A 14,499-nucleotide genomic window follows, 5' to 3' on the forward strand; every position below is an offset into this window, starting at 1 on the left:
AGACGCTACAAAAACAAAGCCGAGTTTTCATTACTCGGCTTTGTTGTTTCCATAGGAATTAAAAACATCCAACAGACTCAAATTAATATAATAAGATAACGTAAATTTGCGTAAACCTAACACTATTCCCACATTATATAGTCCATAATCCACACACTAAAATAGGGATATGACTTCATGCGTTACTCTAAACCTCAAATAATACTTCACTGGCTAATATTATTATTAATCGCCATTACTTATTCTGCAATTGAGCTGAAAGGCTTTATTCCAAAACCTAATCCTTGGCATGATTACGTCAAAATCATCCACTTCAATACCGGCATATGGGTATTGATATTAATGCTAGTACGGGTTTATCTAAAAAAGAAACACACCTCCCCTGCTATTTCGCCAACACCACCCGCATGGCAAACTGGGCTATCGCATCTAGCGCATAGCTTGTTATATCTCGGGTTTATTGCTTTACCTATTTTGGGGATAAGTTTGTTGTTCATTGCAGGTAAGTCTTGGCCATTACTAGGGATATCAATGCCGACAGTTTCAACACCCGATAAAGATATGGCAGGCTCGATTAAAAATATTCATGAGTGGATTGCCAATACTGGCTACTTTGTGATTGGTATTCACGCTATCGCGGCTTTGTATCATCATTATGTGGTGAAAGATGACACCTTAATACGGATGATGCCGAAGAAATAACAACACTCATTTTATTATATATTGTCAATTAAAAAACGCTTCAAACCACTTTATATTCAATCACTTACACTATTTTAGATACTCAATATTGATAGCCAAAAATATGCCTAAAACTACTATCGATATCTTTATATTTGTCTATAAAACCGAAAGCCCGCTTCAATCAAATGAAGTGGGCTTATTATTGCATATGAGAAAGAACGTTTAAGTTACCTTATCAAGATCTCTTGCCAATCCATACTTTCATCACCCAGTACGATAAAGTTTGGGTTCTCTAATGTTTCACGCTCGTTGTAGGACAAAGGTTCAAGCTCAGTGTTCAAAATACGACCACCAGCTTCTTCAACTATGCATTGCGTCGCAGCCGTATCCCACTCACCTGTCGGCCCTAAGCGAATATAACAATCCACCGCACCTTCTGCGACCAAGCACGCTTTAAGCGCTGCCGATCCTAATGGAACAAGTTCATAATTTCGGGCGGGAGACAATTTTTTGGTCATATTGTTGATATTCTGACGACGGCTAATCGCAATTGAAATCGATTGATCGGCCGTTTCATGTTTATGGGTATGGATCCGAATATGCTCATCCATTTCAGGAATTTTCCATGAGCCTTTTCCATCATAAGCAAAATACGTCACGCCAGAAACAGGGGCATATACGACGCCCATGATAGGACGATTATTTTCAATTAATGCAATTACGGTAGCAAAATCGCCACTGCGAGCAATAAATTCTTGCGTGCCATCTAATGGATCCACCAGCCAGTATCGATCCCATTGTGCCCGATCTTTTAAACTGATATCAGCGGCTTCTTCTGATAAAACAGGGATGTCGGGTGTCAGTTCAGGTAATCTCTGAGTAATGATCTTATGGGCCGCGAAATCAGCGCTAGTAACCGGCGTATCATCTTCTTTTACAAAGGATTGATAATCTTTGCTATGATAAATTTCTAAAATTCGTTGACCGGCTTCACGCGCGATTTGAATAACATCAGGAAGCAAATGTGATAAATCTTTCGGCGATATTATCTGAGACATATCAAGCCTCCTTAGCTAAGACGCGGAGCGCTAACATTAATGCAGTAATACATCTCGCTTCGCTAAAATCCAAATGAGTCAGTAGTTCTTCTGCTTGCTGCAACGGCCAGCGTATTATCTCTAATTCCTCGGGCTCATCACCAACAAGGCGTTCAGCATACAAATCTTGCGCTAAAAATAGTGTCATGGTGCTTGAGAAATAAGAAGGCGCTAACACGACTTGTTTGAGCGGTGTCCACTGATGCGCGCCCATTCCTATTTCTTCTTTTAGTTCGCGATTTCCCGCTTGCTGTGGATTCTCACCCGGATCAATTAAACCTTTAGGAAAACCTAATTCATAACGCTCAGTGCCAGCGCAATACTCTCGGATCAATAATAGATCACCTTGAGCCGTCACCGGAACAATCATCACGCCGCCGCGATTACTCGGCTTCATACGCTCATAGGTTCGTTCCTCACCATTCGAGAAACGCAAATCCAATGATTCAATGGTAAATAGGCGAGATTTTGCCACCACTGATGTTGCTAAAATTTCAGGGGGTTGCTGTTTTGCCATCTCACTACTCCTTTACTTAACCATTTCAGCCAGTGATTTCAAATAATCGATATACACGCACTCAAGCCCATTAGTGTTACGTGGATGAATGAAGCATACACGCAATAATAACTATAGTTTGCCTGAGAAGATAAACGGATACTGCCCTTCAGCATTAGGATTGCCTAACCAGCGTAATTGTTTCCCCATCGATTCTGGAAACTCTGCGCCCGGTTTAAACCACGCTGTTAACTTATATTGAGCTTGTTTATTTAAGTTGATATTAAACTGGCTGCTGACTTGATTGCTATTTTGTGTGCCATTCACATCAACCGCTTGTTTAGTACATTTTAAACTTGCAATCACCGGCCCTGGTGCAATCGACCCTATAGGGGAATCAATCATGCCTTGATTCCAAACAAGATCACCATCAGCGGAATCACACCATGGTTGAGCATAGCTAAAGTGACGAAGAGACAACTCCAGCTGACCAGAAAGATCAACCGGCACTTGCTGCTTAAATTTACTCACGAGCTCAAGTTGGCTTACAAGCTTATCAATAGGAACCGAAGCCACAAAATTTTTCGCATAAGCTCCAGAAAAGCTAATACCAACCTCACCTTTTCCGGCTAATTTTAAATCACTATTTTGACCGAAACGAACTTTGAATTGTGCTTTCCCTGTCAATAATTGGCTTGGTTGAAAATCCCAATACAACGAACCTAATTGCTGACGTTCAACGTTTAACTGTTGTACCGAACCTTTCCAAATTGTGCCGCTAATACCTTGTAGAGCCACATTCGTTTGCAATGAAGCTTGAGGAACATGAGCGTACAGCCAACTTGCTGGGAGGTGTGCAATCACGCTCCAGAGAAAAACGAGGATGAAAACGATGAAATACCACTTCTTTTGTTTCACACTATTATCCTCGGGTAAATTGCAGGCGATTGACTTCTACGACACCGGATTTATCCGCACGGTTAATATCAAGGAACTGCACTTTCAGACCATATTTATCGCGTAACTCGGCTATCCAGTTGATTAGGTTATTAAATGCTAAAGGTTGGACCCAAACTTGCAGCATATCATCACGAGGTTGCATACGAATAAGTTCGACTTTAAAACGCTGAGCAGTGCTGGCAATCACTTGATTGAGCGGCTGCTCCCTATCAAAAGATTGAGTGCCACTTTTCGATCTCAGTTCAACGATGCTATCGGCAGAGTGAGTTACCCAAGACAATAATTGTTTCTCACTGCTTAAGCGTAATTGAGCATCTTCGCTGCGTTGTGATAACGGCTGAAATATTCCCCAATATAAAAACCCAAGCACCAGTAATCCCGCGCATGCTAAGACTAATCGGCGCTCTCGTAAGGAAATACTGTTCCACCAAGTCGACAGAGGCGTAATATAAGCCGCTATTTTTTCATTCATGAGTACGCCTTTTTATGATTTAGCTCTTATAACAAAACTACCTTGTACAACCGAACCATTCTTATTTAACTGACCTTGTTCAACCGAAAAATCTTTTGCGAGTTCAGTCCGTAGAATCTCGAAAGGTTGAAAATCGTTACTCTGTGCTTGCAGACGAATCTCTTGTCTGGTGCCATCAAATTGAACGCTTTGTACGGAGATAGATTTTGCTTGTTGCAGCGCCTTTGGAAGCTTGGCCATCCAACCCAGCGCCGATGCTCCACTGCCGCCGCCAGATAACGCTTGTTCTTCATCTTGCATAGAGCGCTTTAAATAACTCACGGTTGGTATGCGTTGCTTGTCTGGAAATACAGCGCGGAAAATACGTTCACTTTCAATTCTATACGCTTGCGTTTGAGCTTCTAGCTGTTGCACTTGCCAACTTTTATTCGCGAGTAAAACAACGATAAGCACGCCAGCGGCAATAGCAACCTTCTGCCATACTTTCCAATGTTTTAACCATGAAGATTGAGATTTGAACTCCCCAGTCAACAAGTTCACTTTATTTGAAATAGCGCCCTGCGCCAAAACTGACATGATTAATTTATCAGGTAATGCTTGCCATTGTCCGGGTAAACTTTCGTGTCCGATGGGTAACGGGCTATAACTGTAAATCGTAGTATTGTCTTCAGCCTTTGACACAGAAGATGGTTTAGACGCAGAAGATTCTAATTCGCCGTTATTTCCAACAGCCGTTTGATCTGTAACTAGAGCGCCACTTGATGCATTTGCCAATTCTTCTACCGATTCTTGAATCGACTGGATCTCATTGAGTTCAGAATCTGCATCGGGTTCAGCGCTTTCACCTTGATCGACAAGATCGGGATCTTCAATATCTTGTAGCAGATCTTCAAAATGTAATGCATCGCCTTCAGGATCAAGCCAGCCTGAACGTAAGAATATGTCTAACCAAGAGTCATCAACTGCAGCGCCTTTTACCTCACCTTGATGAAATAACCATTGCCCATCAAGATGCACAGCGCTAATGCCCGTGTCTCGTTTTGGTAGTGCTAAACAATCTGGTAAAACTCGCTTGAGCAATATCCCCGCTTGCTTAAAATCGAGTACCCATTGTGCCAATAAATCGCGATCAACCGTCGCAACCGTCGCTTGATCGCTTTCTTTATGCAATACGCTAAAATGCATGGTTTCAATATCTTGTGTCAGCGTATCTTCCATTAAGAATGGCAACATATTATTGAGTTGCCGCGCAGCACCAGAAGGCACAGTGACTGGAGTCAATAACACATGACTGCTCGGTAATAATGCAATCGTAGTACGTTGCTGGCTGTATTCAAACAACTGCGCCAAATGTTGACGACCCACAATTTCGCCCGAGGCTATCACATCATTTAACTGGGTCGACCACACTAACCATGCGATAGGATCGCTAGGGTTATTGCTCAGTCTGATTGTCAGAAACTCGTTCACTGATCCCTCCGAAACGACGACGTATGATTTGGGTGGTTTTATTGTCTGCACTATATAACAGGCTTCTTAAGCGCACTCTCGATTTATCCACTTTAATTTGCGCGTCTAATTCAAAATATTTACTGGTCACCACTAAGTATGGTGTGGCTTCCGATTGAATATTAGCTGCCACTCGACTAATTTCTGGCTCGGCCAAAAAATCTTGTACGCTTGACCAGCCGTCATAAGGTCGACCATCGATTATTTTTTTTGCATCATCGAGGCTCAAGTTCGGCTGAAATAAACCGGCTAATAACAAGGCCTGTTCGGGTTTAATCGTATTCACATTAACCGCTAAAGTAGAAGTTGGAATGGCACAAGTGACGCGCTTAACAGCATTCATTGCCTGAGCGCTCACTTGATTAATCGCTCTAAATTCAGTGCCATCTGCAATCATGCCATTGGGCGCGCTGTACGCCGGTTTAAAACCTTCATAAGTACTATTCTCAACACCTGATGGCGTATTAACCGTATCGTTACTATCAACAAATTCTTTGGCTGAGTCAGCAATCACTTCGGCCTGATAGCTTTCTATTCCAGCATCCTCTAGCATATACGCCAGTACTTTAACTAAATAAGGTCGTTCACTTGGGTTACTCGAAACGGGTAATCCTGAAAGTGCATTAAGATTAAAACACGACTGCATATCACGGATACTGCCAATCGCTTCACCATTATCAAGCGGATAATGTGCATCCTTCATTGCCCACGCTTGGCTCAAATTGACCACATCGCTGTTTTCTTTATAGGTTTCTTCAATTGCCACTTGCGCGAGCGCTTCTACGCCCATGCTGTACCAATAAGCTTGTTGGTGATTCAATAAGTTACTGGCACGATAAAATTGAGTCGACATACGCTCTGTCATGGTTGCCGCTAATGCCACTAATACCGCGACAATCAACAATACAAAAATGAGCGCCACACCTTGCTGGCTTTGCTTAGTTTTATATTTTTGACGATGCTTCATTGTCATTTTATAAGCAGTATTTTGTTTATGAAGCGGCATTATTATCCCCTTCAGCAACATTGGTTGATTCACTTTGTGGGATCACATAAACCCGACGAATATCACCATAATCTTTTAAATGTAATGTCACTTCTATCGCTTGAGGTAACTGGGCATCTTTTGTCCATGCTTGCTGCCAAGTGGTTCCATCATAAAAACGAAATTTCAGTTTTTCGACTTGAGATAGCACAACTTTATGTAATGGCTCTTGGCTAACTGGAGTATCCGGATAGCGCCACCAGACTCGCTCTAACTTTTCTTGCACCACTCGATAGCCAACCTTTACGATTTCACCACGAGGAAAAGCCTGTTGTGGATTCAGCCAACCTAAACGCGTAAAAACAATGCCATTACTGTCAGAATCTAGAACATATTCTCCAGCATAGAGAACCTTCGCTTTATCATTGTTGCCATTATCGCTACCAAAGCGAAATTGTCGTTGAGCCATTTGTCGAAAATCGTTATCCATTACGATCATTGCTCGTTGCAACTCTTGCAGCCGCTCGGTTTTATCCAATGAAACTTGGTTGCTACGCTGTACTTGATTGACGACTTGATACGCACCAAGGCTTAAACTAGCAAATACCATAATAGCCACTAAGACTTCAATTAAAGTAAAGCCTCGGCTCTGCTTGAACGCTATTTTTTGCCTGCAATAACGGTTGAGATTATGGTTTAACATAAGTACGCACCGTTAAAATACTATTCTTTTGATCGCTATCGGTTGAAACACTAACATCGATGGCTTTAATTAAATCCATACCGGTTTTTACTGGCTTAGCCGTCCAATACCACGTTTTGTCGGCAAACTCTTCTTTGCCTTTTTTAGCTGACGTTAATGGTTTATCTAAATGCAGTAATACCAATTGATTATCGACCACCATACTGGCAAAGGTTTTCTCTTCTAAATACGTCAAAGTATTAATATGCTGGGTGACAGCGCGGATCACACTAATCGCTGCGGTAGCAAAAATAGCCAGTGCGATCAAAACTTCAAGTAACGTCATGCCGATCTGGTTTTTTCGACCCAATGTCGACGAATTCGACCATATTGATGATTTAATATGCTTTAGCATCATCATTCTCATCCGACTCACTCGGAGACAACTCCCCCGGAGACAGTAGTGTAACCTCACCCGTTCCTAACACTTTAACTCGCCAATTTTGTTCATTGTTTTTATTCTGCTCAGAGTTAAAAGTGATTTCAAATGGCGTATTTTCACCACTTGAAAGTACAAAGATTTGTGGAGGTTTAGGCTTTATATCATCCTCTTCAAAATGATCTTCATAAAAATCTTCTGCTTTAAATAGACGATCATCATCCGCCCAAGCGCCAGAGCCTAAATGAAATTGAAACTGAGTGCCTTCCGGTAACTGCGTTGCGGTAAAATGCTTATCATCTTTTACTTCTTTCCAGCCATCTTCAGTTAAGATCATGTATTTATAGTTGAATTTTTTATCATCAATATAAATACCGTAATCTTGTCCATTCAAAATGGCATCATCACTGAGTAATTGCAGACGCTGAAAAAAACGTAAGGCTTGATCTTTTAGCTGATCATCTTGTCTCTCCGGCATGGTTTGCACCACGGCTAATGCCGATAATGACATCAATACCACAACCAATAAGATCTCAAGTAAAGTAAAGCCAGCCTTACGCTGCATATATTTCCTTAAAACAACAAACGACTTCTATCTCAAATAATGACCAGCAACAGAACTCAGAAAAAAACGCAGACTTCAAACCTCGAGCGAAGCGTCCTCTAATTCCGGTTCTAATTTTTATTGGAAGTCTTGAATATTCCAGTTACCAATATCTTTTTTAGAGCCATCATCGCCGCCTTCTTGACCGTCTGAACCTAAACTAAATACATCGATATTACCTTTATCACCAGGGCTTAAGTATTGGTAATCGCCACCCCAAGGGTCTTTTGGTAAGCGACGGATATAACCATCGTTACGATAATTGCGTGGCTCAGGGCTGCCTGTTGGTTTATTCACCAACGCTTCCAAGCCTTGATCTGTCGTCGGGTAGACACTGTTATCTAATTTATACATATCCAGTGCGTTTTCTAATGCCACAATATCCGTGACCGCTTTTTGTTGATCGGCTTTTTCTTTGTTACCTAAAAGGTTAGGTACGACAAAACTGGCTAAAATACCCAAAATAACCACCACAACCATTACTTCAAGCAAGGTAAAACCTTTTTGCTTGCGAGTTAGTGGGTTCTTTGTTGATTTGAATCTCATTTTTCTCTCCTGTAAAAATCGTTCTTTTATCATGCTTATTTTTGTGTGACCAAATTATTTAATTCTAATATCGGCATTAAGGTCGCGGTAACAATAAACAGCACAATTCCTGCCATAAACACGATCAATAATGGCTCAAAAACGCCCAGTGCCATATTAACCAAAGATTCAAAGTCACGATCTTGGTTATCGGCAGAGCGTATTAGCATGGGTTCTAGCTCACCACTTTGCTCACCACTGGCGATCATATGCAGCATCATAGGGGGAAATAATCGTGTTTGTTCTAATGCCTTACGCAAGCTGGTTCCTTCACGAACGCGTTCTGATGCTTCCATGACTTGTGCTTTAAAGTATTGGTTACTCATGACGTCGGCCGCCACTTTCATCCCATCCAATAATGGAATTGCGCTAGACGAACAAATTGCCAAAGTACGAGCAAAGCGTGAGGTATTTAATCCTTTGGCAACTTTACCTATAACGGGTAATTTGAGAACTTTTCTATCCCAAGCCATACGAAAATTCGGTTTTTTCAGCGCCACTTTTAAACCAATAATCCCCACAATAATGACGACTAATAACTCTAGCCCCCAGTTCTGAACAAAATTACTGGCATTCAATAGTATTTGTGTAGAAGTAGGTAATCCTTGCCCCATTTGCACAAATTGATCGACAATTTTAGGCACCACTGCGGCTAATAAAAAGGCCACCACACTTAATGCAATCAAGGTCAACATGATCGGATAGATCATTGCCTGTTGCAGTTTAGAGCGCATCTTTTGACGATTTTCAGCGTAGTCGGCTAAACGGTCCAAAATTGCATCAAGATGACCTGATTTCTCACCTGCCGCCACCATGGCGCAAAACAAATCATCAAATACCGCAGGGAAGTCTGCCATACTGTTAGATAAGGTATAGCCTTCCACCACGCGTGAGCGAATACTTACTAATATATTACGAATATGGGGTTTTTCAGATTGTTCCGCTACTGCGCGTAAGCATTCTTCAAGCGGCATTCCTGATTGCACTAAGGTCGATAATTGACGTGTGACCAAGGCCAATTCATTGGTGCTAATACCACGCTGAAAGCTAAAGCCATTCGATTTAGCGCGCTGGCTTTTAGCTTTAGTTTCAATCACCTCAGTTGGCATTAAGCCTTTTTCTTTTAAGCGTTGACGAACTTGGCGGGCATTATCACCTTCCAATATGCCTTTTTTCTGTTTACCTTTTGCGTCGAGCGCTTTGTACTCAAAGGCTGCCATGATTAGACTTCCTTTGTCACACGAAGAACTTCTTCTAGCGTCGTGATCCCTTGCCTTACCTTAGCTAGGCCATCATCTCGAATACTTGGGGTTTTGGCTCGAATCGCTTTTTCGATCACTTGCTCACCCGCTTCAGCATGGATCAATTCTTGTGTTGTATCATCAATCACCAGCATTTCGTGAATACCCGTTCGACCACGGTAACCTTTATTGTTGCAATGCTCACAGCCTACCGCTTTATAAAGTATGAGTTCTTCTGGTGATTGAAGATTAAACAGTTTCTTCTGTTCATTATCGGCTTGATAAGGCGCTTTACAGCTTTTGCATAATGTTCTGACCAAGCGCTGGGCTAATACGCCCAATAAAGAAGACGAAATTAAGAATGGTTCAATTCCCATATCCCGCAAACGAGTGATCGCACCAATAGCAGTATTGGTGTGCAGAGTAGACATGACTAAGTGACCCGTTAACGAGGCTTGTACACCGATTTGTGCGGTTTCGAGGTCGCGAATTTCCCCTACCATCACCACATCAGGATCTTGACGTAAAATAGCGCGTAAACCACGAGCAAAGGTCATATCCACTTTGGTATTGACTTGAGTTTGACCAATGCCATCAATATCAAATTCAATCGGATCTTCAACCGTGAGAATATTACGTTCTGTAGTATTAAGCTCTTGCAGACCGGCATACAAGGTGGTGGATTTACCCGAACCTGTTGGCCCTGTCACCAAGATAATGCCATGAGGACGCGCAATTAAACGGCGGAAAGTGGCATGGTTTTCAGCGGTCATCCCTAAACTATGCAAATCAAGACGAGTAGCATTTTTATCCAGTAAACGCATTACGATTCGCTCGCCGTGGGAAGATGGCATGGTAGAAACCCGCACATCCACCGCTCGACCCCCAATACGAAGAGATATTCGCCCATCTTGTGGTACTCGTTTTTCGGCAATATCCAATTTAGACATTACCTTAACCCGTGACACTAAAATGGGGGCAAGCTTGCGACTTGGCGTTAACACCTCTCGTAGTACACCATCGACACGAAAACGAATCGATAACACTTTCTCAAACGTTTCAATGTGTATATCCGATGCACCTTCTTTGATTGCTTCGCCTAACATGGCGTTAATCAATTTGATGATCGGTGCATCATCTTCTGATTCTAATAAATCTTCATTCTCTGGCAACTCTTCCGCCAGTGAAAAAAAATCATCATCTGCGCCAATATCTTCCATTAACTGACGCGCTTCAGAGGAATCCCGTTGATAGGATTCCGTCAGTTTATTTTCAAATTCTTGCTTGGTTAATTGCTTAGGCATAAAGCTATGACCAAGCGCTCGACGAATTTCCAACAACACTTGTGGTGATGGTTGCTCAACAAAGTACAAAGTCGTCTTTAAGTCTTCACATTCCAACACCACTTGATGCCGCCGAGCGAAAGCAAACGGCAAACGCAATACGCTATGCTGGGTTTCGCCAGTTGGCAACTCAACCATTATTGCTCACCTTGCGCTTTGAGTTCAGCTTGCTTAGGCTCGGCATTTTTCAACTGTTCAAGAAATGCTTGAATCTCGGCAGGCTGACGAGCCTCTTTGCCTAATTTCGCTACAACAGGAACCTCGACATTTGGCATTAAGCGAATACCTTTTTGGGCGCGGTATAATTGCTCGGCGCGAATATAATTATATTTACGACTAGAAAGACCATCGGCGGCCATGCCATTACGAATAATGGTTGGTTTGATAAATACCATCAAATTACGTTTTTGTTTGCTGCTATTGGTATAAGAAAACAACACCCCTAAATAAGGGATATCACCCAACCATGGGATTTTAGATTTACTCTCTTGAGTTTCTTCCGAAATCAAACCACCTAAAACAATCATTTGGCCATCTTCAACCATCACAGTGGTACTAATTTGGCGCTTAGCAAAACGCACATCGACCGCACCATTGGCGCCCAATACGTTCGATACTTCTTGCTCGATCTTCATTTGAATCGAGTCGCCTTCGTTAATTTGCGGCGTCACTTTAAGTTTAATGCCGACTTCTTTTCGATCAACGGTTTGGAATGGATTATCGTTATCCGCTCCAGCCGTTGAACCGGTAATCACAGGGACTTCCTCACCCACAATAAAAGAAGCTTCGGTATTATCCATCACCGTAATACTTGGAGAAGATAGGATATTAGAATTCGAGTCTGTTGCTACCGCGCTCACTAACGCCGCCCAGTCGCCTTTTACAATACTTAATGCGGCACCGTTTACGCCGGATAGAGCTGACGCCAACGAGGAATAATCACCTTTGGTATCTGGGTTTTTTTTGATAACTTCTCCTGTACTAGGATTAGTTATATATGTTCCTTCTTGCGACTCAGCCTCTTTTAGCCCTACCGCGACTGCGCCAATTTTGGCATTGGCATTGCCGTATTGCACCATGCTACCGGTTTCAGTATTGGCATATTGCACCCCGAGATCGATGCCTTCACCTTCGGCCAATTCAACAATCAAGGCTTCAACTTGCACTTGGGCACGGCGAATATCCAACTGAGAAATTACATCTTCTAACGCTCTCATAATATCGGGCGGCGCCGTTAATACCAGTGAATTGGTACCAGGGTCGGCGGTAATCATTGCACTACCTTTTGAAGACGATTGACCTGTAGGAGATTTGGTTTGTTTTTCCGCCTGCAGATTGTCAGAGACACCATCAAGTACTTTAACTAAATCTTCTGCTTTGGCATAACGCAAGTAAACCACTCGGTTATTACCTTTTGTCGCCATTTCAACATCAAGCTGTTTTATCAGTTTTTTCAAACGCTCACGAACTTTCGGCTCACCAGAGAGCAGAATGGAGTTAGTACGCTCATCGGCCACCAATTTAGGCTGCAGTAATTCGGGAGTATTTTTGGCATCACCGCTTTTATTTAAAGCATCAACAATACGCACCATTTCAGTAGCTGATGCATTATTTAATTCAATTACTTCGACTTCTTTATCACCCGCCTGATCGACGCGTTTAATGATATCGGCTAAGCGATTTACCACTGATGCTCGACCTGTTAGCAAAATAATATTGGCGGGATCATAATGCACCACGTTACCGGCTCCGGCATTATCATTAAGTTGACGCAAAATAGGTGAAAGGTCACGAACCGAAACATTCTTGACCGCCACTACGCGAGTAATAACCGCATCACCGGTAATACTGGAGTGATCACCAACGACAGGGATTGCCGATGTTTTTGCATCTTTCGCTTTAATCACTTTTAATATGTTGTTGTCCATCTCAACCACAGCAAAACCATACACTTCGAGCACATTTAAGAAGAATTTATAATACTGTTCTTCACTCAAAACATCGTAGCTACGCACATCAATTTTCCCTCGAATAGAAGGATCAACGATGATGGTCTTATTTAAATTTCTACCCACGATATTGATAAACTCTTGGATATCAGTACCTTTAAAACTAGCGCTAAACTCTTCTGCCGAAGCCGAACACCAAACGAGGCTGGCGACTAAAACAAACGCGGCTTTTTTTATCGATTTTTTTATTCGGTTCACGTTCTTCACGCAATGCTCCTGCCCACCCAAACGGTGACTATAATTATCCTGAAACGATCGTCATCGCTTAAAATTTTCTATCGACTTAAAACCGACTGTCTCTTTAAAAATGCTGTCTATTTAAAATTAGTCACTTATCAAAACTCAATATATATATCGTGCACTTGCCCATTACGCTCAACGGTTAAATTCCATTGCTGCGCACTTAAAGCATCTTTCCACAATGCGGTCATTTGTGATGAATCAGTTAAATCACGCCCATTTAATACGGTCGCAATATCGCCATCTTGTAGTCCAACCGAATCAAATAATTCACGTTGTTGCCCAGGACGAACTCGATAGCCTTTTAATTGTCCTTCATCCATCACTTGTGATAAACGAATGTATTGGAATATTTTTTGCGGATCTTGTGAAATTTCTTCACGTATTTTAACCAAATTAGTATTTGATGATTTAGGTGATTCTGCTGCTTTAGGCGTTGCATTTTGATTTAGCTTACTGTAATCAATGCCTTCTAACATCAAGGTTTCATCACGCCCCTGATTATCAATAATCGCTCGATCGACCAATACAGATTTCAACGTCACTCGAGTACCGTCAATCGTTTCACCTAAACCATAAGTAGATTGTTTTCCTTGATTGGCGATAACCGCTAGACTGAATTTAGGATTATTACTGGCCACCGCCCCCACCAAGGTAAGATTTAATCGTGTTTGCGGTGCATCTTTAACCACTGGCTTACTCGTTATCGATTCCTGACTATAACGACCAAACAGATCACTATTCGTCAGATCCGAGGTATGATCGCCATTGTTACGAACAATATGAGTTGACGTTACACTTAGTGCTGCCCAATGGCTAACACTTGGGGCTGGCGTCAGAATTGACCAAAAAAGGATCCCAACAAACCATGCAATTAAGGCAAGTAATACTAAGGTACAAGCGTAAGAAATGGATGCCTGATGAGACATAAATCGTGCTGTAACTTGAGATAGTTGACCTCTGTAATCCATTTTTGAAGTCATCGAGGGTGGCATGTTAATTAAGACTCCATTCTTATTGCGCTCACGAACTAATATTTATCGTTATATGATCTGTAACTTTACCGTTTAAATGCTATCCAACCAAATAAAAACATCTTAAAACTTAACTAAACAGGCAAATCTGACACCATTTTAGCTTGGGTGATATAAAA

General features: G+C 42.0%; 15 protein-coding genes. 1 reads left to right on the forward strand and 14 read right to left on the reverse strand.

Annotation, left to right across the window (positions count from 1 at the left end; all coding sequences use genetic code 11):
• Positions 1–177: 177 nt before the first annotated feature.
• Entirely contained in the window at positions 178–702 is a 525-nt protein-coding gene (gene cybB, locus FH976_RS06735; protein ID WP_194090128.1) for a cytochrome b561, read from the forward strand.
• 209 nt (positions 703–911) lie between these two features.
• On the opposite strand, the gene cysQ is transcribed toward cybB, so the two are convergent.
• From cysQ to gspC, 14 genes are all read right to left on the reverse strand, one after another.
• A complete protein-coding gene (gene cysQ / locus FH976_RS06740) occupies positions 912–1,742 on the reverse strand; it encodes a 3'(2'),5'-bisphosphate nucleotidase CysQ (RefSeq protein WP_194950334.1) in 831 nt (276 codons plus the stop codon).
• A 1-nt stretch (position 1,743) separates the two neighbouring features.
• Entirely contained in the window at positions 1,744–2,298 is a 555-nt protein-coding gene (gene nudE, locus FH976_RS06745) for an ADP compounds hydrolase NudE (protein ID WP_194090129.1), read from the reverse strand.
• 111 nt (positions 2,299–2,409) lie between these two features.
• Entirely contained in the window at positions 2,410–3,195 is a 786-nt protein-coding gene (locus FH976_RS06750) for a type II secretion system protein N (RefSeq protein ID WP_194090130.1), read from the reverse strand.
• Between the two features lie 4 nt (positions 3,196–3,199).
• Positions 3,200–3,709 carry a type II secretion system protein M gene (locus FH976_RS06755; protein WP_194950335.1) on the reverse strand — a complete coding sequence of 170 codons (510 nt, stop codon included), beginning with the start codon at positions 3,707–3,709 and terminating at the stop codon, positions 3,200–3,202.
• Between the two features lie 12 nt (positions 3,710–3,721).
• A complete protein-coding gene (gene gspL / locus FH976_RS06760) occupies positions 3,722–5,179 on the reverse strand; it encodes a type II secretion system protein GspL (RefSeq protein WP_194090131.1) in 1,458 nt (485 codons plus the stop codon).
• The gene (gspK, locus tag FH976_RS06765; protein WP_407701633.1) at positions 5,145–6,191 is read right to left on the reverse strand and encodes a type II secretion system minor pseudopilin GspK; all 1,047 of its coding nucleotides are present in this window, start codon (positions 6,189–6,191) and stop codon (positions 5,145–5,147) included. The genes gspL and gspK overlap by 35 nt, the downstream gene beginning before the upstream one ends.
• 19 nt (positions 6,192–6,210) lie before the next feature.
• Entirely contained in the window at positions 6,211–6,906 is a 696-nt protein-coding gene (gene gspJ, locus FH976_RS06770) for a type II secretion system minor pseudopilin GspJ (RefSeq protein ID WP_194090132.1), read from the reverse strand.
• Positions 6,893–7,300 carry a type II secretion system minor pseudopilin GspI gene (gene gspI / locus FH976_RS06775; RefSeq protein WP_407701634.1) on the reverse strand — a complete coding sequence of 136 codons (408 nt, stop codon included), beginning with the start codon at positions 7,298–7,300 and terminating at the stop codon, positions 6,893–6,895. The genes gspJ and gspI overlap by 14 nt, the downstream gene beginning before the upstream one ends.
• Positions 7,284–7,889 (reverse strand): type II secretion system minor pseudopilin GspH, encoded by a 606-nt coding sequence (gspH, locus tag FH976_RS06780; RefSeq protein ID WP_194090133.1) that lies wholly within the window; start codon positions 7,887–7,889, stop codon positions 7,284–7,286. Before gspH ends, gspI begins: the two co-directional genes overlap by 17 nt.
• A gap of 117 nt (positions 7,890–8,006) precedes the next feature.
• Positions 8,007–8,474: a type II secretion system major pseudopilin GspG gene (gene gspG / locus FH976_RS06785; protein WP_194090134.1), complete on the reverse strand. Its 468-nt coding sequence runs from the start codon at positions 8,472–8,474 to the stop codon at positions 8,007–8,009.
• A 35-nt stretch (positions 8,475–8,509) separates the two neighbouring features.
• A complete protein-coding gene (gspF, locus tag FH976_RS06790; RefSeq protein ID WP_194090135.1) occupies positions 8,510–9,733 on the reverse strand; it encodes a type II secretion system inner membrane protein GspF in 1,224 nt (407 codons plus the stop codon).
• 2 nt (positions 9,734–9,735) lie between these two features.
• Positions 9,736–11,235 (reverse strand): type II secretion system ATPase GspE, encoded by a 1,500-nt coding sequence (gene gspE / locus FH976_RS06795; RefSeq protein ID WP_194090136.1) that lies wholly within the window; start codon positions 11,233–11,235, stop codon positions 9,736–9,738.
• On the reverse strand, positions 11,235–13,295 hold the full coding sequence (gene gspD / locus FH976_RS06800; RefSeq protein WP_194090159.1) for a type II secretion system secretin GspD: 2,061 nt from the start codon (positions 13,293–13,295) through the stop codon (positions 11,235–11,237). Before gspD ends, gspE begins: the two co-directional genes overlap by 1 nt.
• A gap of 146 nt (positions 13,296–13,441) precedes the next feature.
• The gene (gene gspC, locus FH976_RS06805) at positions 13,442–14,341 is read right to left on the reverse strand and encodes a type II secretion system protein GspC (protein WP_194090137.1); all 900 of its coding nucleotides are present in this window, start codon (positions 14,339–14,341) and stop codon (positions 13,442–13,444) included.
• Positions 14,342–14,499 lie beyond the last annotated feature (158 nt).

It is taken from the genome of Vibrio hibernica (assembly GCF_015223435.1).
Classification (GTDB): Bacteria; Pseudomonadota; Gammaproteobacteria; order Enterobacterales; family Vibrionaceae; genus Vibrio; species Vibrio hibernica.